Annotated in this window: 19 protein-coding genes, 6 tRNA genes and 1 pseudogene; 5 read left to right on the top strand and 21 right to left on the bottom strand. The window is 32.1% G+C overall.

Annotation, left to right across the window (positions count from 1 at the left end):
- Positions 1 to 306: 306 nt before the first annotated feature.
- The 4 genes from WA340_RS08335 (at position 307) to WA340_RS08320 (ending at position 4,681) form a co-directional block, all read left to right on the top strand.
- Positions 307 to 1,230: an alpha/beta hydrolase gene (locus WA340_RS08335; RefSeq protein WP_336128441.1), complete on the top strand. Its 924-nt coding sequence runs from the start codon at positions 307 to 309 to the stop codon at positions 1,228 to 1,230.
- 12 nt (positions 1,231 to 1,242) lie between these two features.
- Positions 1,243 to 1,923, top strand: coding sequence for a hypothetical protein (locus WA340_RS08330; protein WP_223077252.1), 681 nt, complete (start codon positions 1,243 to 1,245; stop codon positions 1,921 to 1,923).
- Between the two features lie 696 nt (positions 1,924 to 2,619).
- Positions 2,620 to 3,930: a DUF819 family protein gene (locus WA340_RS08325; RefSeq protein WP_336128440.1), complete on the top strand. Its 1,311-nt coding sequence runs from the start codon at positions 2,620 to 2,622 to the stop codon at positions 3,928 to 3,930.
- Between the two features lie 49 nt (positions 3,931 to 3,979).
- Positions 3,980 to 4,681 carry a DUF4369 domain-containing protein gene (locus WA340_RS08320; RefSeq protein ID WP_106676007.1) on the top strand — a complete coding sequence of 234 codons (702 nt, stop codon included), beginning with the start codon at positions 3,980 to 3,982 and terminating at the stop codon, positions 4,679 to 4,681.
- Positions 4,682 to 4,791: 110 nt separating this feature from the next.
- On the opposite strand, the gene WA340_RS08315 is transcribed toward WA340_RS08320, so the two are convergent.
- From WA340_RS08315 to WA340_RS08295, 5 genes and pseudogenes are all read right to left on the bottom strand, one after another.
- Positions 4,792 to 4,865 (bottom strand) — tRNA-Thr (locus WA340_RS08315).
- Positions 4,866 to 4,921: 56 nt separating this feature from the next.
- Positions 4,922 to 5,191: a hypothetical protein gene (locus WA340_RS08310; RefSeq protein WP_027880698.1), complete on the bottom strand. Its 270-nt coding sequence runs from the start codon at positions 5,189 to 5,191 to the stop codon at positions 4,922 to 4,924.
- 86 nt (positions 5,192 to 5,277) lie between these two features.
- On the bottom strand, positions 5,278 to 5,688 hold the full coding sequence (locus tag WA340_RS08305) for a 6-pyruvoyl trahydropterin synthase family protein (RefSeq protein WP_336128437.1): 411 nt from the start codon (positions 5,686 to 5,688) through the stop codon (positions 5,278 to 5,280).
- Between the two features lie 3 nt (positions 5,689 to 5,691).
- Entirely contained in the window at positions 5,692 to 6,210 is a 519-nt protein-coding gene (idi, locus tag WA340_RS08300; RefSeq protein ID WP_336128435.1) for an isopentenyl-diphosphate Delta-isomerase, read from the bottom strand.
- 139 nt (positions 6,211 to 6,349) lie between these two features.
- Positions 6,350 to 6,469, bottom strand: a pseudogene (locus WA340_RS08295) (OmpA family protein); the annotation flags it as partial.
- A 158-nt stretch (positions 6,470 to 6,627) separates the two neighbouring features.
- Here WA340_RS08295 and WA340_RS08290 point away from each other — a divergent pair.
- The gene (locus WA340_RS08290) at positions 6,628 to 8,217 is read left to right on the top strand and encodes a peptide chain release factor 3 (protein ID WP_304144001.1); all 1,590 of its coding nucleotides are present in this window, start codon (positions 6,628 to 6,630) and stop codon (positions 8,215 to 8,217) included.
- A 199-nt stretch (positions 8,218 to 8,416) separates the two neighbouring features.
- Here the strand turns inward: WA340_RS08290 and WA340_RS08285 are convergent, their stop codons facing one another.
- From WA340_RS08285 to hpf, 16 genes are all read right to left on the bottom strand, one after another.
- Positions 8,417 to 8,737 carry a DUF3467 domain-containing protein gene (locus tag WA340_RS08285; RefSeq protein ID WP_027880460.1) on the bottom strand — a complete coding sequence of 107 codons (321 nt, stop codon included), beginning with the start codon at positions 8,735 to 8,737 and terminating at the stop codon, positions 8,417 to 8,419.
- Positions 8,738 to 8,826: 89 nt separating this feature from the next.
- Positions 8,827 to 13,128 (bottom strand): DNA-directed RNA polymerase subunit beta', encoded by a 4,302-nt coding sequence (gene rpoC, locus WA340_RS08280; protein ID WP_336128432.1) that lies wholly within the window; start codon positions 13,126 to 13,128, stop codon positions 8,827 to 8,829.
- A gap of 74 nt (positions 13,129 to 13,202) precedes the next feature.
- Positions 13,203 to 17,015: a DNA-directed RNA polymerase subunit beta gene (rpoB, locus tag WA340_RS08275; protein ID WP_336128562.1), complete on the bottom strand. Its 3,813-nt coding sequence runs from the start codon at positions 17,013 to 17,015 to the stop codon at positions 13,203 to 13,205.
- A 124-nt stretch (positions 17,016 to 17,139) separates the two neighbouring features.
- Positions 17,140 to 17,517 (bottom strand): 50S ribosomal protein L7/L12, encoded by a 378-nt coding sequence (gene rplL / locus WA340_RS08270; RefSeq protein WP_336128430.1) that lies wholly within the window; start codon positions 17,515 to 17,517, stop codon positions 17,140 to 17,142.
- 60 nt (positions 17,518 to 17,577) lie between these two features.
- Complete coding sequence (gene rplJ, locus WA340_RS08265) at positions 17,578 to 18,099, bottom strand: 50S ribosomal protein L10 (protein WP_304144018.1); 522 nt, start codon at positions 18,097 to 18,099, stop codon at positions 17,578 to 17,580.
- Positions 18,100 to 18,118: 19 nt separating this feature from the next.
- Positions 18,119 to 18,808, bottom strand: a complete 690-nt coding sequence (rplA, locus tag WA340_RS08260) for a 50S ribosomal protein L1 (RefSeq protein ID WP_027880455.1) — start codon at positions 18,806 to 18,808, stop codon at positions 18,119 to 18,121.
- 20 nt (positions 18,809 to 18,828) lie between these two features.
- The gene (rplK, locus tag WA340_RS08255) at positions 18,829 to 19,269 is read right to left on the bottom strand and encodes a 50S ribosomal protein L11 (RefSeq protein WP_027880454.1); all 441 of its coding nucleotides are present in this window, start codon (positions 19,267 to 19,269) and stop codon (positions 18,829 to 18,831) included.
- Between the two features lie 66 nt (positions 19,270 to 19,335).
- Entirely contained in the window at positions 19,336 to 19,890 is a 555-nt protein-coding gene (gene nusG, locus WA340_RS08250; RefSeq protein ID WP_027880453.1) for a transcription termination/antitermination protein NusG, read from the bottom strand.
- A gap of 6 nt (positions 19,891 to 19,896) precedes the next feature.
- Positions 19,897 to 20,094 carry a preprotein translocase subunit SecE gene (gene secE, locus WA340_RS08245; RefSeq protein WP_027880452.1) on the bottom strand — a complete coding sequence of 66 codons (198 nt, stop codon included), beginning with the start codon at positions 20,092 to 20,094 and terminating at the stop codon, positions 19,897 to 19,899.
- Positions 20,095 to 20,182: 88 nt separating this feature from the next.
- Positions 20,183 to 20,255 (bottom strand) — tRNA-Trp (locus tag WA340_RS08240).
- A 62-nt stretch (positions 20,256 to 20,317) separates the two neighbouring features.
- On the bottom strand, positions 20,318 to 21,505 hold the full coding sequence (gene tuf / locus WA340_RS08235) for an elongation factor Tu (protein ID WP_027880451.1): 1,188 nt from the start codon (positions 21,503 to 21,505) through the stop codon (positions 20,318 to 20,320).
- Between the two features lie 66 nt (positions 21,506 to 21,571).
- Positions 21,572 to 21,643, bottom strand: a tRNA-Thr gene (locus WA340_RS08230).
- Between the two features lie 11 nt (positions 21,644 to 21,654).
- Positions 21,655 to 21,727, bottom strand: a tRNA-Gly gene (locus tag WA340_RS08225).
- 34 nt (positions 21,728 to 21,761) lie between these two features.
- A tRNA-Tyr gene (locus WA340_RS08220) sits at positions 21,762 to 21,843 on the bottom strand.
- Positions 21,844 to 21,905: 62 nt separating this feature from the next.
- A tRNA-Thr gene (locus tag WA340_RS08215) sits at positions 21,906 to 21,979 on the bottom strand.
- Positions 21,980 to 22,079: 100 nt separating this feature from the next.
- Positions 22,080 to 22,382: a ribosome hibernation-promoting factor, HPF/YfiA family gene (gene hpf, locus WA340_RS08210; RefSeq protein ID WP_027880450.1), complete on the bottom strand. Its 303-nt coding sequence runs from the start codon at positions 22,380 to 22,382 to the stop codon at positions 22,080 to 22,082.
- Positions 22,383 to 22,389: the final 7 nt, after the last annotated feature.

Here is a 22,389-nt window from a genome sequence, read left to right as displayed (position 1 = left end):
TTAGGGTCTCTATATCTAATCAAGATGCAAATATTAATTAATTAATCCATTGAACTAAAAAGTATGTAATTCTTAGTACGTATCAAACATAATATTATTTCGTTTTCAAATAGTTTAAAAACACAAATATTCGATGAAATGCACTTAATTTTAACATTTATCGATTAAAAACACAAAACAAAGGATTAAAAACACTATTTAAAATTATTAATTCGATAACTATCGATAAAATAAATTCAGTTATTTTTGTACATGTTAACACTATAAATTGGCATCTTTTTTGACAATTTTTAATTAAAAAATAATATGAAGTTTTTAGTTCTTTTTATTTCGCTTTGTTTTAGCTCTTCTCTTCTTGCACAAGAATCTAATTTTACAAAACAAGACATTTCTGTAAATAAACATATAGATGGTACATTATTAACACCAAACAATGTCAAAAAGCCTAATTTAGCTATTATAATTGCAGGATCTGGACCTACCGACAGAGATGGTAATCAAAATTTTTTAAAAAATAACAGCTTAAAAAAATTAGCTGTAAATCTTACCAATAACAATATTGCTACATACAGATATGATAAACGTATTGTTAAACAATTAAAATCTAACAATTTAGATAAAAATATAATTTTTGATCATTTTGTTACAGACGCAAAATCTGTAATAGACTATTTTAAAAGCACTAAAAACTTTAATAAAATTTATGTTATTGGGCACAGTCAAGGTAGCTTAGTTGGTATGCTAGCTGCTAAGGACCGTGCAGATGGTTTTATATCTTTAGCAGGTGCTGGACAAAGTATTGATCAAGTTATTATAGAACAAGTCAATAAAACAGCACCTAATTTTACAGAAGATACTAAACGTATATTTAAAACTTTAAAAGAAGGTAAAACAACTACAGATTATCCTATGGCATTATCTTCTATATTTAATATCGAAATCCAAAAGTTTATGATAAATTGGATGAAATATAATCCAACAGAAGTCTTAAGTACTTTAAACATACCTATTTTAGTTATAAACGGAACTAAAGATTTACAGGTAAGTGAAACTGAAGCTAAACTTTTAAAAGAAGCTAATAAAGATGCTACTTTAAAAATAATAGAAAATATGAATCACGTACTTGTTACTATAGATGGTGATGATCTAGAAAATTCAAAATCATATGCAGAAACCCAAAGACCTATTGCAGAAGGATTAATTAATACCATTTCAAATTTTATTAAATAGTATATAAACAAGTTGAAAAAAGTACTACAATTAATATTTTTAGTCATTGGATTAGTATCTTGCAAAGCTCAAGAGATTGACGGAATATGGATGTCAATTGACGATAGAGTTATTGATGAACATTATTCTTTTTCTTCAGGAATGTGGGGAATGATTATCAATTTTGATAAATCTGAAATTAAAGCTGTTCTTTCCGATTCTACATATAAATTCGAAAAAAGGCATAAAGAAATAAAAATCGTACACAATATTGACTCCATTGTGTATCCTTATAAAGTTTTAAAAAAAGATTCTATAGAAATTGAAATTGTAAAAAACACAATAACGGTCTTTAAACGATTAAACTTCGATTATCCTCTTGAATCAAGCAAATCAGAAATCGTTAATTTTTTGACTGATAATTGTGTTAGGAAATTCGGCGATTCGATTAAAATTAAATTTTCAAAAAACTATCATCCTTTAGACAAGAACAAAGAACTCCGAATGACAGAAACTATCTGGAATAATAGCCGACCATTAGTAGGAAACTGGAGTATTGGAGAAATTAATAAAAACTTCTTTATATTCATAAGTATCGAAGACACAACAGAGGAAAACATTTATCAAATAACCTCAATAAGCGCAAATACAATAAAACTAAAACCTATAAAAGAAAATTATTACGAATTAACTGAATTAAAAAACTGTTTATAACAACGTGTATAATTAATTGCGGCTGAACTTCCTATCGGAATTTAAATCTTATTAATTTTTTGGTTTACTACGAAAAATGACTGCGTCCATTTCCGCAACTAACCATACACCAACGATAAATACACTTCATACCTAAATAGAAAAAGCATCCTAAAAAGGATGCTTTTTCATACTAACCAACCAAAAATATAAGTAATCATTACTCGTTAATTAAGGTAACCACACCTTTTACTAAGTCTTCATAAATAATTACATATTATATAAATCAAATGCTGTGCCAAACTTTATTTTAACATAAAATAGAAAAAGCACCTCAAAATGAGATGCTTTTTCGTACTAACCAACCAAAAATATGAATAATCTTTGCTATTTAATTATGGTAACCACACCATAATTACGTCTTCACAAATATTACATATATTTAGTCTATATAATACTGATTTCCTTACAATTAGAATTCAAAAGTTTTGTTAAAGTTTATTACATAGAAAAAGCACCTCAAAGAGAGATGCTTTTTCATACTAACCAACCAAAAATATGAGTAATCATTACTCGTTAGATCAGGTAACCACACCTTTACCAAGTCATCATAATTAATTACACTTTAAATAAAACAAATGCTATGCCAAACTTTATTTTAAGTCCTTTTTATTACAATTTTATTTGATTATTTTGCGATAACTATAAAACTAAACTATGAACGAACCATTATTTACAAACGATACTATCGTTTTTGGAATATTAATGTTAGCACTTGGTGCTATTTTTTACACAGAGTCTTTAAAAGGTGGCTTTTGGGAGAAATTTTATAAAATAGTTCCTGGGTTATTTATGGCTTATATGCTTCCTGCTGTTTTAACTACTGTAGGTTTAATTGCTCCAGAATGGGAAACCACTAATACAGACACTGGTGAAATAACAAAACATAGCACAAATCTATATTATGTTGCAAGTAGATACCTTTTACCAGCTGCTTTGGTTTTAATGACTTTAAGTATTGATTTAAAAGGAGTCTTTAATTTAGGTTGGAAAGCTCTAATCATGTTTTTTACAGGTACAATAGGTATTGTAATTGGAGGTCCTATAGCTATTTTATTGATTTCTGCTTTTTCTCCAGAAACTGTTGGTGGTGTTGGTCCAGATGCTGTTTGGAGAGGATTATCAACCCTTGCAGGAAGCTGGATTGGTGGCGGAGCTAACCAAACTGCTATGCTAGAAATTTACGGTTATAATCAAAAACTTTATGGCGGAATGGTCTTTGTAGATATTGTTGTTGCTAATTTATGGATGGCGCTTCTTTTAATAGGAATAGGAAAAAGAAACGCTATTAACAAATGGTTAAAAGCAGATACATCTTCTATTGAATCCTTAAAAGAAAAAATGTCTTCTTTTACAGATAGCGTAAAACGTAATCCTTCTTTAACAGATTTAATGCTAATGGCTGCAATCGCTTTTGGTACTGTTAGTGTTGCCCATTTATTTGCAGGTATTTTAGCTCCTTTTTTCAAAAACATTGTTGATGGTATAGAAAACCAAACTTTAAAAAATGTATTTACCTTTTTAGACAGTTCTTTTTTCTGGATGATAAGTATTTCAACTATAATTGCCATTTTACTTTCTTTTACAAAAGCTAGAAATTATGAAGGTGCAGGCGCTAGTAAATTTGGTAGTTTATTTATCTATATTTTAGTAGCAAGTATTGGTATGAAAATGGATTTAACCTTAATATTTGACAATGTTGGTTTAATTGCAATTGGATTAGTTTGGATGTCTATTCATGCGCTACTTTTAATTTTTGTAGCAAAAATTATTAAAGCACCTTACTTTTTCCTAGCTGTAGGTAGTCAAGCAAATGTTGGTGGTGCTGCATCGGCACCTATTGTTGCTTCTGCTTTTCATCCATCATTAGCTACAGTTGGTGTACTATTAGCTGTTTTTGGTTATGCAGTTGGTACTATAGCTGCAATTGGCTGTACAATTTTAATGCAATTAGCTTCTGCTGGTTAGTATTTTTGTGATTTTTATAAGATATTTGCCCACTAAAAATTAAATAAAAATGAAAAAAATCTTAGTACTACTTCTTGTAACACTTATTTTTTCTTGCGGTGAAAGCGGAAAAAAACTTACTGTTGAAGCTACCGTTAAAGGTTTAAAAAAAGGTACTGTTTACCTAAAAAAAGTAATTGATACAACTTTAGTTACTGTAGATTCTGTAACTGTAAATGGCGATTCTAACTTTACATTACAAACAGAGATTGATGAGCCAGAAGTATTTCATTTGTATTTAGATAAAAACTCTAAAGAAAATGATCGTATATCTTTCTTTGGAGATAAAGGTGTAACCAAAATTTACACCAAATTAGAAAACTTTAATTTTTACGCTAAAATTGAAGGTTCTAAACAACAAGAACTTTACCAAGAGTATCTAGAAATGATGAATAAAATAAACAACAAAAACTTAGATGTTTTTAAAGAAAATCTAGATGCTTTAAAAAATAAAGATTCTGCTGCTATAAAGAAAACAGAAAAGGCTTTAGAAGGCTTTACAAAAAGAAAATATTTATATGCTGTTAATTTTGCTATTAATAATAAAGATAGTGAAGTTGCTCCTTATATAGCTTTATCTGAAATTTATGATGCTAGATTAAACTTACTAGATACGATTAATAAAGTACTAACACCTGAGATTAAAAACTCTAAATATGGTAAGCAGTTAGAAGACTATATAAGTAAACGAAAAGCTGAAGAAACTAAATAAAATTACATAAATAATTAAAAAAGCCATTCAAAATTGAATGGCTTTTTTTATGATTAAATATCAACTTTTATTAATAAAAAAAGCTTCTCATTTTATTGAGAAGCTTTTAGAGCCGATGGAGGGACTCGAACCCACGACCTGCTGATTACAAATCAGCTGCTCTAGCCAGCTGAGCTACATCGGCAAAGCGAGTGCAAATATAATTTGAGAAATGATATTTGCAAACTTTTTTTTAAAAAATTATCCTAATTTGTTAATTCTTTCTATTAACGCTCTACCTTTGTCTTCTAGTTCTTGTTGAATACCTTTAAAGTGAACTTTCTTATTTTCAACATCTTTAGCGTTTACTTTTGCTATTAACTCGTCAAAAGTTGTTATTGCATCATCAATAATTTTTTCACTTTCTTTTGTGTCTTTATCTGTATTTGCATATTCCCAGATATAAACTGCTTCAATAATATCTCCTAAAACGTAATTAATGTCTTTTTTTAGGTCTCTTTTATTTGCCATGATAATTAAAATTTAATTTGCGCAAAGCTACATATAAAGTTTATTATCTTCACTATATAACTTAGTTTTTGATAGTTTTATTCTAATTATTTTGAAGGATAAGTTACATAATTGCGTGGCGTTTCGTACAAAGTAACTTGTAGTTTAAATTTTGGATCTAATTTGGCTTTAATTTTATTATAAACTACGACAACTATATTTTCTGCTGTTGGATTTAAGTTTTTAAATTCTGGTACGTCTACATTTAGATTTTTATGATCAAAAGCATCTTCTACTTCTTCTTTAATGATATCTTTTAAGATTTTCATATCAATTACATAACCTGTTTCGGGATCAATATCTCCTGTTACATGTGCAATTAGCTCGTAATTATGACCATGAAAGCTTGGGTTATTACATTTACCAAATACGTCATTATTTTTGTCTTCTGTCCAGTCTTTTCTATACAGCCTATGTGCGGCATTAAAATGTGCTTTTCTGCTAACGGTTACTTTCATTGATTAATGCTTTATAAATTCGTAAAACTTTTCAAAAATAATTTTAAACCATGCGGTATATAGTTCTGGATGCAGTTCTATATCTCGCTTTACTTCGTCTAAAGACATCCATTTCCAAGCTTCGACTTCATCTTTATTAATGTTTGGCTCATCATTGTAATATCCAACCATAATGTGGTCAAATTCGTGCTCTGTAAGCCCGTTTTCAAAAGGTGCTTTATAGATAAACGATGTTTTTTCTTCTAACTCTGTTACAAAGCCCATTTCTTCCATTAAACGTCTTTTTCCTGCTGCTATGTTACTTTCGCCTTCACGTTGGTGACTGCAACAAGTATTGGTCCATAAACCTGGTGTATGGTATTTTGTTAATGCGCGTTGTTGCAACATTAACTGGTTTTTATCATTAAATACAAATACTGAAAACGCTCTATGTAGCAATGCTTTTTCATGTGCTTCCATTTTAGGCATTAATCCTATTTGCTCGTCTTTTTCGTTTACTAAAATTACTTTTTCTTCTGCCATCTTATTTTTTAAGTCTAACAAATTTACAAAATACGAAATTTGTTCTGAGTCCTTTTAGGCAATATTTAGTAATATAATTTTAGAGCATAAAAAAAGTGCTTCTCTTAAGAAGCACTTTTTTTATATTTTATTTTATGTTTTAATTGCTAGTAACAATAAACATACTTCTTCTGTTTTGTTGATGCTCTTCTTCTGAACATTTTACACCGTTAGAACAACGGTTTACTAATTTTGTCTCTCCATATCCTCTACCTGATATGATAAAATGCATTTTCTTCTATTAAAGGAAAATTCCTACAAAAAGAATGTTTACTCAATACCTTTGATATTGTTTTAATTAAAACAATATTTGACTTAGCCTACACATACTATTAAAATGTAAATAATAGCTATATATTTGCGCAAATTAAATTTTCAATGAAGTTTAAAGAAGAAATCAACAGAAGAAGGACCTTTGGTATTATCTCTCATCCTGATGCAGGAAAAACTACACTTACAGAAAAATTATTACTTTTTGGTGGTGCTATTCAAGAAGCAGGAGCTGTAAAAAGTAATAAAATAAAAAAAGGTGCTACAAGTGATTTTATGGAAATTGAACGCCAAAGAGGTATATCTGTAGCAACTTCTGTATTAGCTTTTGAGTACAATGGTATCAAAATTAATATTTTAGACACACCAGGTCATAAAGATTTTGCTGAAGACACATACCGAACACTTACTGCTGTAGACAGTGTAATTGTAGTTATAGACGTAGCTAAAGGTGTTGAGGAACAAACAGAAAAATTAGTTGAAGTATGTAGAATGCGTAATATACCAATGATTGTTTTTATCAATAAATTAGATAGAGAAGGTAAAGACGCTTTTGAATTATTAGATGAAATAGAACAAAAACTTAAATTAAAAGTTATACCGCTGAGTTTTCCTATAGGAATGGGTTATGAATTTAAAGGTATATATAACATTTGGGAACAAAATATTAACTTATTTAGTGGTGATAACAGAAAGAACATTGAAGAAACAATAGAAATTTCCGATATCAATTCTTCTGAAGTTAATAGCTTAATTGGTGATAAATCTGCCGAAACTTTAAGAGAAGAGTTAGAATTAGTTGAAGGTATTTATCCTAGTTTTGATAGAGAAGAATACCTTAATGGTAATTTACAACCTGTATTTTTTGGTTCTGCTTTAAATAACTTTGGTGTTAGAGAATTACTAGATTGTTTTGTAGATATAGCTCCAAAACCTAGAGCAAAAAACAGTGAAGAACGCTTAGTTAAACCAGATGAGAAGCAATTTACCGGTTTTGTCTTTAAAATTCATGCTAATATGGACCCTAAGCACAGAGACCGACTTGCATTTATAAAAATTGTTTCTGGTGAGTTTAAGAGAAATACTCCATACTTACACGTTAGAAATAATAAGAAAATGAAATTTTCTAGCCCTAATGCATTTTTTGCTGAAAAAAAAGAAATAGTAGATGTTTCTTATCCTGGTGATATTGTAGGATTACACGATACAGGAAACTTTAAAATTGGTGATACACTAACAGAAGGAGAAATTATAAACTATAAAGGAATACCAAGCTTTTCTCCAGAACATTTTAGATATATCAATAACGCAGACCCTTTAAAATCTAAACAATTATATAAAGGTATAGATCAATTAATGGATGAAGGTGTTGCTCAATTATTTACATTAGAATTGAATGGAAGAAAAGTAATTGGTACCGTTGGAGCACTTCAATATGAAGTGATTCAATATCGATTAGAACATGAATACGGAGCTAAATGTACCTATGAAAATTTAAATGTATATAAAGCATGTTGGGTAGATCCAGAAGATCCTAAAAATGATGAATACAAAGATTTCTTAAGAGTTAAGCAACGTTTTCTTGCAAAAGATAAACAAGGTCAACTAGTGTTTTTAGCAGACTCTGCTTTTTCTCTTCAAATGACAGAACAAAAATACCCTAGTATAAAATTTCATTATGTTTCAGAATTCAAATAACTAAAAAATCAATTTTAAGTTATTTTAAGAGATTATAATCAAAAAGATATATAATTACATTCTAATTTAGAATTTCAGCATAAAAATCTCATTAAAAAAACTTGAATTCCCCAAATAGATAAGTTAAACTTATTAAAAATTCGATTAAATATAACAAAAATCTATAAATAAAAAATCCCATCTAAATGATGGGATTTTTTTATGCTTGACCTGTTGGACCAAAATTTAATGGAATTGGTGGTTGCTCATAATCTTTAATTTCTCCATGAGCTTTTTCAAATCTATTTACATTATCACCTAAAGCTTTTAATAATCGTTTAGCATGTTGTGGTGTTAATATAATTCTAGATTTTACTTTACTTTTTGGTGTCCCTGGCATAATGCTTACAAAATCAATTACAAATTCTGATACTGAATGATTTATTATTGCAAGATTAGAATAGGTTCCTTCTGCAACTTTTTCATCTAACTCAATATTAATTTGTCCTTGTTTTTGCTTATTGTCTTTATTGTCTGACATGTTATTTTAATTTAAATAAAGAATCCTGCACAAGGCAGGATTCTTATAATTATTATAATTTATTTTAAATGATGTTTTATTTTAAGCAATTAGTTAAAGTTAACCTCTTGTTTAGCTTTCATCATTTGATCAAATTCTTCTTTAGATCCAACTATAATGTTATCATAAGATCTCATACCTGTTCCTGCTGGTATACGATGACCTACAATTACATTTTCTTTAAGACCTTCTAAAGTATCAACTTTTCCGCTTACTGCTGCCTCATTAAGAACTTTTGTTGTTTCTTGGAACGATGCTGCTGAAATAAACGACTTAGTTTGAAGTGATGCTCTTGTAATACCTTGTAAGATAGGTGTTGCTGTAGCAGGTCTAGCGTCTCTAGCTACAACTAACTTTTTATCTTCACGTTTAAGTATAGAATTTTCGTCTCTTAATTGGAAAGCAGATACTATCTGACCTTCTTTTAAGTTTGTAGAATCTCCTGCATCTTCAACTACTTTCATTCCAAAGATTTCATCATTTTCTTCGATAAAGTCTGATTTATGAATTAATTGATTTTCTAAGAATATTGTGTCTCCAGAGTCAATAATTCTAACTTTACGCATCATTTGTCTTACAACAACCTCAAAATGCTTATCATTAATTTTTACTCCTTGTAAACGGTAAACTTCTTGTACTTCATTAACTAAGTATTGTTGTACTGCAGAAGGACCTTTAATATTTAAGATATCGTTAGGTGTTACAGAACCATCAGATAACGGCATACCTGCTTTTACAAAGTCATTTTCTTGTACTAAGATTTGGTTAGATAATTTAACCAAATACTTCTTAATATCTCCTAATTTAGACTCTACAATAATCTCGCGGTTACCTCTTTTAATTTTACCAAAAGATACAACACCGTCAATTTCACTAACCACAGCTGGGTTAGAAGGGTTACGTGCTTCGAATAATTCTGTTACACGTGGTAAACCTCCTGTAATATCACCTGCTTTAGCAGATTTACGTGGTATCTTAACTAAGATTTTTCCAACCTTAATTTTCTCACCATCGTCAATCATAATGTGTGCTCCTACTGGTAAATTGTAAGAACGGATTGCTTCACCTTTACTATCTTCGATAATAAGTGTTGGTATTAATTTTTTGTTTCTTGATTCAGAAATTACTTTTTCTTGGAAACCTGTTTGCTCATCAATTTCTACTTGATAAGTAACACCTTGCTCGATATTTTCATATCTAACTTTTCCAGCAAATTCTGAAATAATTACACCGTTATATGGATCCCAAGAACAAACTACATCTCCTTTACTTAACTTATCTCCACTTTTAATAAAGATATGTGACCCGTAAGGAATATTATTTGTACTTAAAACAATACCTGTCTTTTTATCAACAAGCTTAAGTTCTGATGTACGAGAGATTACAACATCTACTTCGTTACCTTCATTATCTGTACCTTTTACTGTTTTAAGGTCATCAATTTCGGCTACACCATCAAACTTAACTATTAATTTATTTTCTTCTGAAATGTTTCCTGCAATACCTCCTACGTGGAAAGTACGAAGTGTTAACTGTGTTCCTGGCTCTCCAATAGACTGCGCTGCTACAACACCTACAGCTTCACCACGTTGAACCATTTTGTTGGTTGCTAGGTTACGACCGTAACATTGTGCACAAATACCTTTCTTAGCCTCACATGTTAATGGTGAACGTACTTCTATAGACTCTATAGGTGATTTTTCTATTTTATCAGCAATTACTTCATCAATTAATTGACCAGCTTCTACTAACACTTCTTCTGTTAATGGATCATAAACATCATTTAATGATACACGCCCAACAATTCTTTCACCTAAACTTTCTACAACTTCGTCATTCTTTTTAAGTGGTGCAACTTCTACACCTCTTAAAGTACCACAATCTTCACTATTTACAATAACGTCTTGAGATACATCTACTAAACGACGAGTTAAGTAACCTGCATCGGCTGTTTTAAGTGCGGTATCGGCAAGACCTTTACGAGCACCGTGAGTAGAGATAAAGTATTCTAAAATTGAAAGTCCTTCTTTAAAGTTAGAAAGAATTGGGTTTTCAATAATCTCTCCACCACCAGCGTTAGATTTTTTAGGTTTAGCCATTAACCCACGCATACCGGTTAACTGACGAATTTGCTCTTTAGATCCACGAGCTCCAGAATCAAGCATCATGTATACAGAGTTAAACCCTTGTTGGTCTTCTCTAATGCGTTTCATAGATAATTCTGTTAACTCGGCATTGGTAGATGTCCACTCGTCAATTACTTGGTTATAACGTTCGTTATTAGTAATTAATCCCATGTTATAGTTACCTGTAATAACATCTACTTTTTTGTTTGCAGCATCAATCATTTCTTGCTTTTCAGCAGGAATAATGATATCTCCTAAACTGAAAGATAAACCACCTCTAAAGGCAAAGTTGTATCCTAAAGTTTTTATTTCATCTAAGAACTGAGCTGTTTCTGGTACGCTAGTAACTTTTAAGATATTACCAATGATATCTCTTAAAGCTTTCTTTGTTAATACCGTGTTTATATAACCTGCAGCAGCTGGTACTTTTTCATTAAAAAGTACACGACCAACTGTAGTTTCAATAATTTGTGGTACTAACTCTCCAGCTTCATTAAAATCGATTGCTCTAACTTTAATTCCTGCGTTTAAGTCAACACGCTTTTCATTGTAAGCAATAGTCACTTCTTCTGCTGAATAAAAAGTTAAACCTTCTCCTTTTATTTGAACTTCTGGAGTAGATTTACGCTCTTTAGTCATATAATATAAACCAAGAACCATATCCTGAGATGGTACAGTAACTGGCGAACCGTTTGCAGGGTTTAAGATATTATGAGACGCTAACATAAGTAATTGCGCTTCAAGAATAGCTTCTGGACCTAATGGTAAGTGAACCGCCATTTGATCACCATCAAAATCGGCATTAAATGCAGTACACACTAATGGGTGTAACTGTATAGCTTTACCTTCTATTAATTTAGGTTGGAAAGCCTGAATACCAAGTCTGTGAAGCGTAGGAGCACGGTTTAAAAGTACTGGATGTCCTTTTAAAACATTTTCTAAAATATCCCATACTACTGGCTCTTTTTTATCTATAATTTTCTTTGCAGACTTTACAGTTTTTACAATTCCTCTCTCAATTAATTTTCTAATTACGAAAGGCTTGTATAACTCTGCTGCCATATTTTTAGGAAGACCACATTCAAATAATTTTAATTCTGGTCCTACAACAATTACAGAACGTGCTGAATAATCTACACGTTTACCAAGTAAGTTTTGACGGAAACGTCCTTGCTTACCTTTTAAAGAATCTGATAAAGATTTTAATGGTCTGTTAGAGTCTGTTTTTACAGCAGAAGATTTACGTGTGTTATCAAATAATGAATCTACAGATTCTTGTAACATACGTTTCTCATTACGTAAAATTACTTCAGGAGCTTTAATTTCTACTAATCGCTTTAAACGGTTGTTACGTATAATTACACGACGGTATAAATCATTTAAATCTGAAGTTGCAAAACGTCCTCCATCTAATGGTACTAATGGTCTTAATTCTGGTGGAATTACTGGTACCACCTTCATTATCATCCATTCTGGACGATTTTCTCTATTTTCATTAGATTCACGTAAAGCTTCAACAACTTGTAAACGTTTTAAAGCTTCTGTCTTACGTTGTTTAGAAGTTTCATTATTTGCTTTATGTCTTAACTCATAAGATAAAGCATCTAAGTCTATTCTTGATAATAATTCTATTAAACACTCTGCTCCCATTTTAGCTATAAACTTATTAGGGTCTGTGTCTTCTAAATAGTTATTATCTTGAGGAAGTGTTTCTAAAATATTTAAATACTCTTCTTCTGTTAAGAAGTCCATTTTTTGTAATGGTTCTCCTTCTTCATTTTTAGCATTACCTGGTTGAATTACTACGTAACGTTCGTAGTAAATAATCATGTCTAATTTTTTAGATGGTAATCCTAATAAATATCCTATTTTATTAGGTAAAGAACGGAAGTACCAAATATGAGCTACTGGTACTACTAAATTAATGTGCCCTACACGGTCACGACGTACTTTCTTTTCTGTTACTTCTACACCACATCGGTCACATACAATACCTTTGTAACGAATACGTTTATATTTACCACAAGCACACTCGTAATCCTTTACAGGACCAAAAATACGCTCGCAAAATAAACCATCTCTTTCTGGTTTATGAGTACGATAATTGATAGTTTCTGGTTTTAAAACTTCACCTCTAGACTCTGCTAAAATAGACTCTGGTGATGCTAAACCAATTGAGATTTTATTAAATCTCTTTACTGTATTCTTATCTTGTTTTCTAGCCATAATTTCTTATAGTATTCAGTCTCCAGCTTTCAGTATGTAGATAAACTACATACTGATTACTGACTACTATTTTTTTATTCTTCTAATCTAATGTCTAACCCTAAACCTTTTAATTCGTGCATTAATACGTTAAAAGATTCTGGTAATCCTGGTTCTGGCATAGCTTCTCCTTTTACGATTGCCTCGTAGGTTTTAGCTCTTCCGACCACGTCATCAGATTTTACTGTCAAGATTTCTCTAAGTGTACTTGATGCACCATATGCCTCTAGTGCCCAAACTTCCATCTCTCCAAAACGCTGACCTCCAAATTGTGCTTTACCACCTAATGGTTGTTGTGTAATTAAAGAGTAAGGTCCGATTGAACGTGCATGCATCTTATCATCAACCATGTGACCTAACTTAAGCATATAGATTACACCAACTGTTGCTGGTTGGTCAAAACGGTCTCCAGTTCCTCCATCATATAAATATGTATGTCCAAATCTTGGGATACCTGCTTCGTCTGTAAGCTCATTAATTTGATCTAATGTAGCACCGTCAAAGATTGGTGTAGCAAACTTTTTACCTAAATCTTGTCCTGCCCAACCAAGTACTGTTTCATAAATCTGACCAATGTTCATACGAGAAGGTACTCCTAATGGATTAAGAACGATATCTACAGGTGTTCCATCTTCTAAGAAAGGCATATCTTCTTGACGTACAATACGAGCAACAATACCTTTGTTACCATGTCGTCCTGCCATCTTATCTCCTACTTTTAGTTTACGTTTTTTAGCAATGTAAACTTTAGCTAGTTTGATAATTCCTGATGGAAGTTCATCTCCAACAGAGATAGTAAACTTCTCTCTTCTTAATGCACCTTGTAAATCATTTTCCTTAATCTTGTAGTTATGAATTAAGTCTGCTACTAATTTATTTGTATGCTCATCTGTTGTCCATGTACCACTTGTTAAATGAGTGTAGTCATCAACAGCGTTTAACATTTTAAGAGTAAACTTTTTACCTTTAGGTAAAACTTCCTCTCCTAAATCATTGTATATACCTTGAGATGTTTTTCCTCCAACAATTGTAAAAAGTTTATCAACTAAAACAGATTGTAACTCATCAAACTTAGTAGCATATAACGTTTCTAATTTTGCTATATCCTCTTTGTCTTGAGCTCTTTTACGCTTATCTTTAATTGCTCTAGAGAACAACTTCTTATTAATCACAACACCATGTAATGATGGTGATGCTTTTAGAGAAGCATCTTTTACATCTCCAGCTTTATCACCAAAAATAGCACGTAAAAGTTTTTCTTCTGGAGTTGGATCTGATTCACCTTTAGGAGTAATTTTTCCAATTAAAATATCTCCAGGTTTAACTTCTGCTCCAACGCGAATCATACCATTTTCATCTAAATCTTTAGTAGCCTCTTCTGAAACATTTGGTATGTCATTAGTTAACTCTTCGTTACCTAATTTTGTATCTCTAACTTCTAGAGAATATTCATCAATATGTATAGATGTAAATATATCTTCACGAACTACTTTTTCAGAAATCACAATCGCATCCTCAAAGTTATACCCTTTCCAAGGCATAAAGGCAACTTTCATGTTTCTACCTAAAGCTAATTCCCCTTTTTCAGTAGCATAACCTTCACTTAGTACTTGTCCTTTAACAACTTTATCTCCCTTTCTTACGATTGGTTTTAAGTTAATTGAAGTACCTTGGTTAGTTTTTCTAAACTTGATTAAAGGGTAAGATTTAACATCACTATCAAAACTTACTTTAGCTTCGTCTTCTGTACGTTCGTATTTAATTACTATTTCATTAGCGTCTACATATTCTACAACACCATTTCCTTCTGCATTAATTAATACACGAGAATCTGATGCTACCTGCTTTTCAAGACCTGTTCCTACGATAGGAGATTGAGGTCTTAATAATGGTACTGCTTGACGCATCATGTTTGATCCCATCAATGCACGGTTGGCATCATCGTGCTCTAAGAATGGAATTAAAGATGCCGAAATAGAAGAAATTTGGTTAGGCGCTACATCTGTATAATGGATTTCTTTTGGATCCATTACCGGGAAATCTCCTTCCATACGAGCAATTACTTTGTCGTGAAGGATCTTACCATTGTCATCAACTTTTACAGTTGCTTGAGCGATTAATTTTTCTTCTTCTTCTTCTGCACTTAAATATATTGGATTACCTTTGATATCTACTACTCCGTCTTCAACTTTTCTGTAAGGCGTTTCAATGAATCCCATAGAATTCACTTTTGCATACACTGAAAGTGATGAAATTAATCCAATGTTTGGACCTTCAGGAGTTTCAATAGGACAAAGTCTTCCATAGTGAGTATAGTGAACGTCACGTACCTCGAAACCTGCTCTCTCACGAGATAAACCTCCTGGTCCTAATGCAGATAAACGACGTTTGTGAGTAATCTCTGCTAATGGGTTTGTTTGATCCATAAACTGAGATAACTGGTTGGTACCAAAGAATGAATTAATTACTGAAGATAACGTCTTAGCATTAATTAAGTCTATTGGAGTAAACACTTCGTTATCACGTACATTCATACGCTCACGAATGGTACGAGCCATACGTGCTAAACCAACACCAAACTGAGATGATAATTGTTCTCCTACTGTACGTACACGACGATTTGATAAGTGATCAATATCATCAATCTCTGCTTTAGAGTTGATTAACTCGATTAAATATTTAATAATGGTAATGATATCTTCTTTAGTAAGAACTTGTTTGTCCATACCAATATCAAGACCTAATTTTTTGTTCATTCTATAACGACCTACTTCACCTAAAGAGTAACGTTGGTCAGAGAAGAATAATTTGTCAATAATACCACGTGCAGTTTCCTCATCTGGCGGTTCTGCATTACGTAATTGACGGTAAATATGTTCAACAGCTTCTTTTTCAGAATTTGTTGGATCTTTTTGAAGTGTATTATGAATAATAGCGTAATCTCCTTGTTGAGATGTTTCTTTATGTAAAAGAATAGTTTTTACTCCAACTTCAAGGATTTCTTCTATATTATCTTTATCTAATTCTGTATCACGATCTAAAACAATTTCGTTACGCTCAATAGAAACAACTTCCCCTGTATCTTCATCAACGAAATCTTCGTGCCATGTATTAAGTACACGTGCTGCTAACTTACGTCCTAAAACTTTTTTAAGTCCAGATTTAGAAACTTTAACTTCTTCTGCAAGATCAAAAATTTCTAATATATCTTTATCACGCTCAAAACCGATAGCTCTAAAAAGAGTAGTTACAGGTAACTTTTTCTTTCTATCGATGTACGCATACATTACTTGGTTAATATCTGTTGCAAATTCAATCCAAGAACCTTTGAAAGGTATAACTCTTGCTGAATATAATTTTGTTCCATTGGCATGGAAAGATTGACCAAAGAACACACCTGGTGATCTGTGTAATTGAGATACTACTACACGTTCTGCTCCGTTGATAACAAATGTACCACTAGGAGTCATGTAAGGTATTGTTCCTAAATACACATCTTGAACTATGGTTTCAAAATCTTCATGTTCAGGATCTGTACAATATAACTTTAACCTTGCTTTTAAAGGAACGCTATAAGTTAATCCTCTTTCTATACACTCTTCAATAGTGTATCTTGGTGGATCTATAAAGTAATCTAAAAATTCTAAAACAAATTGATTACGTGTGTCTGTAATTGGAAAGTTTTCTAGGAAGGTATTATATAAACCTTCATCACCTCTTTCTTCAGATTTAGTTTCTAACTGGAAAAAATCCTGAAAGGATTTAATCTGAATATCCATAAAGTCTGGGTATTCAGTTCTATTTATAATAGAAGAGAAATTTAATCTTTCAGCTTGTGTTACTAACATCAATGGACGAAATTTTGATTAAAAAAAATTGTTTGTATATAGTTAATCACTATATACGACAAATGGTTTAGGTCTAAGAGACAACTCTCCAGACCTAAACCTTTGTAAAATTTAAGTGTTAAGCTTACTTAAGCTCAACCTCTGCTCCTGCTTCTTCTAATGAAGATTTTAAGCCTTCAGCTTCGTCTTTAGAAACTCCTTCTTTGATGTTACTTGGTGCACCATCAACTAATTCTTTAGCTTCTTTTAATCCTAAACCAGTTAATTCTTTAACTAATTTTACAACTGCTAGCTTAGATGCTCCAGCTGCTTTAAGAACTACGTCGAATTCTGATTTTTCTTCTGCAGCTTCTCCACCACCAGCAGCAGGACCACCAGCAACAGCTACTGCAGCAGCAGCAGGTTCTATACCGTATTCATCTTTTAAAATAGTAGCTAACTCGTTTACTTCTTTTACTGTTAAGTTAACTAATTGTTCTGCGAAATCTTTTAAATCTGCCATTTTTCTATCGTTTTAATAATTTTTTAATTTAATATATAATTGTAAAAGTGCGTACTTTTTTTAACCTTCTCTTTCAGATAAGGTCTTAACTAAACCAGATAATGTGTTTCCACCAGATTTAAGAGCTGAAATAACATTTTTAGCTGGAGATTGTAATAATCCAATGATATCTCCTATTAATTCTTCTCTTGACTTGATGTCTACTAAAGCATCTAACTGGTCGTCTCCTAAGTAAATTGCTTCTTCTATAAAAGCACCTTTTAATAAAGGCTTTTCAGACTTTTTTCTGAAAGCTTTAATTACTTTAGCAGGAGCGTTTCCTGTTTCAGAATACATTACCGAAGTGTTACCCTTTAAAGTAGATGGTAAGTCTCCAAAATCCTTATCTGAAGCTTCCATTGCTTTTTCAAGTAATGTATTTTTCACTACTGCTAACTTTACGTTTGCTTTAAAACAAGCACGACGTAAATCTGAAGTAGCACCTGCATTTAATCCAGAAATATCTGCAATATAGATATTAGCGTTATCAGCTAATTGTGCAGTTAAGTCTTGAATTACTTGTGATTTTTCTTCTCTTGTCATAATAAAAGTTTTTAACTACTTAACCTATTTTAGTATCTATTGCAATACTTGGGCTCATGGTACTTGACATGTAAATACTTTTTACATAAGTACCTTTAGCTGCAGTTGGCTTAAGTTTAATTAATGTTGTTAATAATTCGTTTGCATTACCTGCAATTTTATCTGCACTAAATGATGCTTTACCTATTGATGCATGAACAATACCAGTTTTATCAACTCTAAAGTCTATCTTACCAGCCTTTACTTCTGTTACAGCTTTTGCTATATCCATAGTAACAGTTCCTGTTTTTGGGTTAGGCATTAAACCTCTTGGTCCTAATACACGACCTAAAGGTCCTAATTTACCCATAACGCTAGGCATTGTAATAATTACGTCTACGTCTGTCCAACCACTTTTGATTTTATCAAGGTATTCATCTAAACCAACGTAATCTGCACCTGCTTCTTTAGCTTCTTCTTCTTTGTCTGGTGTAACTAATGCTAATACTTTAACATCTTTACCTGTTCCGTGAGGAAGAGATACAACACCTCTAACCATTTGATTAGCTTTTCTAGGATCTACTCCTAATCTAACAGCTAAATCTACAGAAGCATCAAACTTGGTGTTTGTTATTTCTTTTACTAAAGCTGAAGCTTCTTCTAAAGAATATAATCTATCCTTTTCTATTTTTGCTTGAGCTTCTTTTTGTTTTCTTGTTAATCTTGCCATTTTCTTAAAATCTTTTTAGGTTAATTTGGTGCATCTCCACCTTTAACAGTTATACCCATAGATCTTGCAGTACCAGCAATCATTTTCATTGCAGAATCTAATGTAAACGCATTTAAATCTTGCATTTTATCTTCTGCAATAGTTCTGATTTGATCCCAAGAAACTTTTGCTACTTTTCTTACATGAGGTTCTCCTGAACCTTTTTTTACTTTGGCCGCTTCTAATAATTGAACTGCTGCAGGTGGTGTTTTGATTACAAAGTCAAAAGACTTGTCTTTGTAAACGGAAATCACCACTGGTAATACTTTACCAGCTTTATCTTGGGTTCTTGCGTTAAACTGCTTACAGAACTCCATGATATTAACTCCAGCAGCACCTAAAGCGGGTCCAACCGGCGGCGATGGGTTCGCTGCGCCTCCCCTTACTTGTAGTTTAACTACTTTTCCTAATTCTTTTGCCATTTTGAATAATTTAGTTTCATACTCACTTTTTGGAAGCAATGAGTACTTTCCTTAGTGTAACAATTATTATATTTTTTCAACTTGCATGTAGCTTAACTCTAATGGTGTTTTTCTTCCAAATATTTTCACCATTACTTCAAGCTTACGCTTTTCTTCGTTAATTTTTTCTATAGTACCATCAAAACCATTAAATGGTCCATCAATTACTTTTACTGTCTCTCCTACTACATAAGGTATAGCTACATTTACATCTGTATCAACAGTTAACTCATCAACTTTACCTAACATTCGGTTTACTTCAGATTGCCTTAATGGTAATGGATCACCACCTTTTGTAGCTCCTAAAAAACCAATTACATTTGTAACGGATTTAATAATATGAGGTACTTCACCAGAAAGGTTAGCTTTAATCATAATGTAACCGCTGAAATAAACTTTTTCTTTATTTATTTTTTTTCCGTTACGTATCTGAACTACCTTTTCTGTAGGCACTAATACTTGTTCAACATAATCTTGTAGTCCTAGTCTTGCAATTTCGTTTTCAATATAAGTTTTAACCTTATTTTCTTGTCCACTAACTGCTCTTACAACATACCATTTTTTTTCTCCAACTTCAGCCATTATATCTTATCCGTTTATTAGATTAAAGTATAAACTTATTACTTTACTAAAAACCGTATCTACTCCCCAAATAGCTAGTGAAAAGATGATTGAAAAAACAGCCACTAGAATAGTTAAACTTTGAGCTTCTGCCCATGGTGTCCAACTGACATTATTCTTTAGTTCTGTAAATGATTCTTTTATGTAATTTACCACTCCAGCCATAATTTTATTTATTTATGTCTCTTCTTAAAAGAGTAGACATTTTAATTTTTAAGCTCAAATAAAACCTTAAAAGATTCTATTTATTTTGCACGGGTTGAGAGACTCGAACTCCCGACACCTGGTTTTGGAGACCAGTGCTCTACCAACTGAGCTAAACCCGTTAATATAAATCAAGGCGCTTCGAAAAACGAAGCACCTTAATTTTATTTTAGCAGACTAAAACTTAATCTAAAATTTCAGTTACCTGACCAGCACCAACTGTTCTACCTCCTTCACGGATAGCGAAACGTAAACCTACGTTCATTGCAATTGGTTGAATTAACTCAACAGTGATAGTTAAGTTATCTCCTGGCATTACCATCTCTACTCCATCAGGAAGAGAAATTGTTCCTGTCACGTCAGTTGTACGTACATAGAATTGAGGACGATAGTTATTATGGAATGGAGTGTGACGTCCACCTTCTTCTTTCTTAAGAATATAAACCTCAGCTTTAAATTTAGCGTGTGGTGTTACAGATCCAGGCTTAGTGATTACCATACCTCTAGAGATTTGAGTTTTTTCAATACCTCTTAATAAGATACCTGCATTATCACCAGCTTCACCTCTATCTAATATTTGACGGAACATTTCGATACCTGTAATAGTAGAAGTTAATTTTTCAGCACCCATACCAATAATTTCTACAGGATCTCCTGTTTGAGCAACACCTGTCTCAATACGACCAGTTGCTACTGTACCACGACCCGTAATAGAGAATACATCCTCGATTGGCATTAAGAAAGGCTTATCCATATCACGAACAGGCTCTTCAATCCACTCATCTACTGCATTCATTAATTCCATTACAGTATCAACCCACTTTTGCTCACCATTAAGTGCACCTAAAGCAGAACCAGAAATTACAGGTCCATTATCTCCATCATACTCATAGAAAGATAATAACTCTCTAACTTCCATATCAACTAACTCTAAAAGCTCAGCATCATCCACCATATCTACTTTGTTTAAGAAAACAACGATACGAGGAATACCAACCTGACGACCTAATAAGATGTGCTCACGAGTTTGTGGCATAGGACCATCTGTTGCAGCAACCACTAAGATAGCACCATCCATTTGCGCAGCACCAGTTACCATGTTTTTTACGTAATCGGCGTGACCTGGACAGTCAACGTGTGCGTAGTGACGCTTTTCTGTTTGATATTCTACGTGAGAAGTATTAATTGTAATACCTCTTTCTTTTTCTTCTGGAGCGTTATCGATAGTATCGAAATCTCTTGATTCTGATAAACCTGCATCAGCTAATACTTTAGTAATAGCAGCAGTTAAAGTTGTTTTACCGTGATCTACGTGTCCAATAGTACCAATATTTAAGTGTGGTTTTGAACGATCAAAAGTTGCCTTTGCCATGTTTTAATAATTTAATCTTAGTTATATAATAATATTAGTGTATTCTAATTTTCTGTTTAAATATAGAGCCAATGACGGGATTTGAACCCGTGACCTCTTCCTTACCAAGGAAACGCTCTACCCCTGAGCTACACCGGCTTAAATATTAGAGCGGGAGACCGGGTTCGAACCGGCGACATTCAGCTTGGAAGGCTGACGCTCTACCAACTGAGCTACTCCCGCAATTATTTAAAATCCTTAATCAAGTTTAAAAAAGTGGGGAGAGCAGGATTCGAACCTGCGAAGACATAGTCAGCAGATTTACAGTCTGCCCTCGTTGGCCGCTTGAGTATCTCCCCAATTTAAACTTTTCACTCTTTATATGAACGTAAAAACTTTTATTAAGCTTTCTATCTAAACGAGCCGATGGAGGGACTCGAACCCACGACCTGCTGATTACAAATCAGCTGCTCTAGCCAGCTGAGCTACATCGGCTTTTTAACTTTTTTTACACTACAAAAAAAGCCCGCTATTTCTAACGGACTGCAAATGTATATATTTATTTTTTTATTCAAAACATTTTTTGAGAAATATTTTAAAAATGTGCTCTTAATTTTTCTTTTCGCTTTTGAAGTTGTCTTTTTAAAGAAGAAATTGCTGTATCTACTCCTTCTTCAAATGTTTTACATTGTTTTTTTACCACTAAACTATCTCCTGGTATATTTATTTTGGCTTCAAATATTTTATTTGATTTATTATTTGTGTTTTCAACTTTTAAATAGACATCTGTCTGTATGACTTTGTCATAAAATTGTTCTAGCTTATTCATTCTTCTTTGAATAAATTCTAATAATTGTGGTTTTGCGTTAAAGTTAACTGCTTGCGTGTTTACCTCCATGAGAATT

Source organism: Mesoflavibacter sp. CH_XMU1422-2 (genome assembly GCF_037029245.1).
Lineage (GTDB): Bacteria > Bacteroidota > Bacteroidia > Flavobacteriales > Flavobacteriaceae > Mesoflavibacter > Mesoflavibacter zeaxanthinifaciens.
This window is presented reverse-complemented; position numbering and strand designations above follow the sequence as displayed.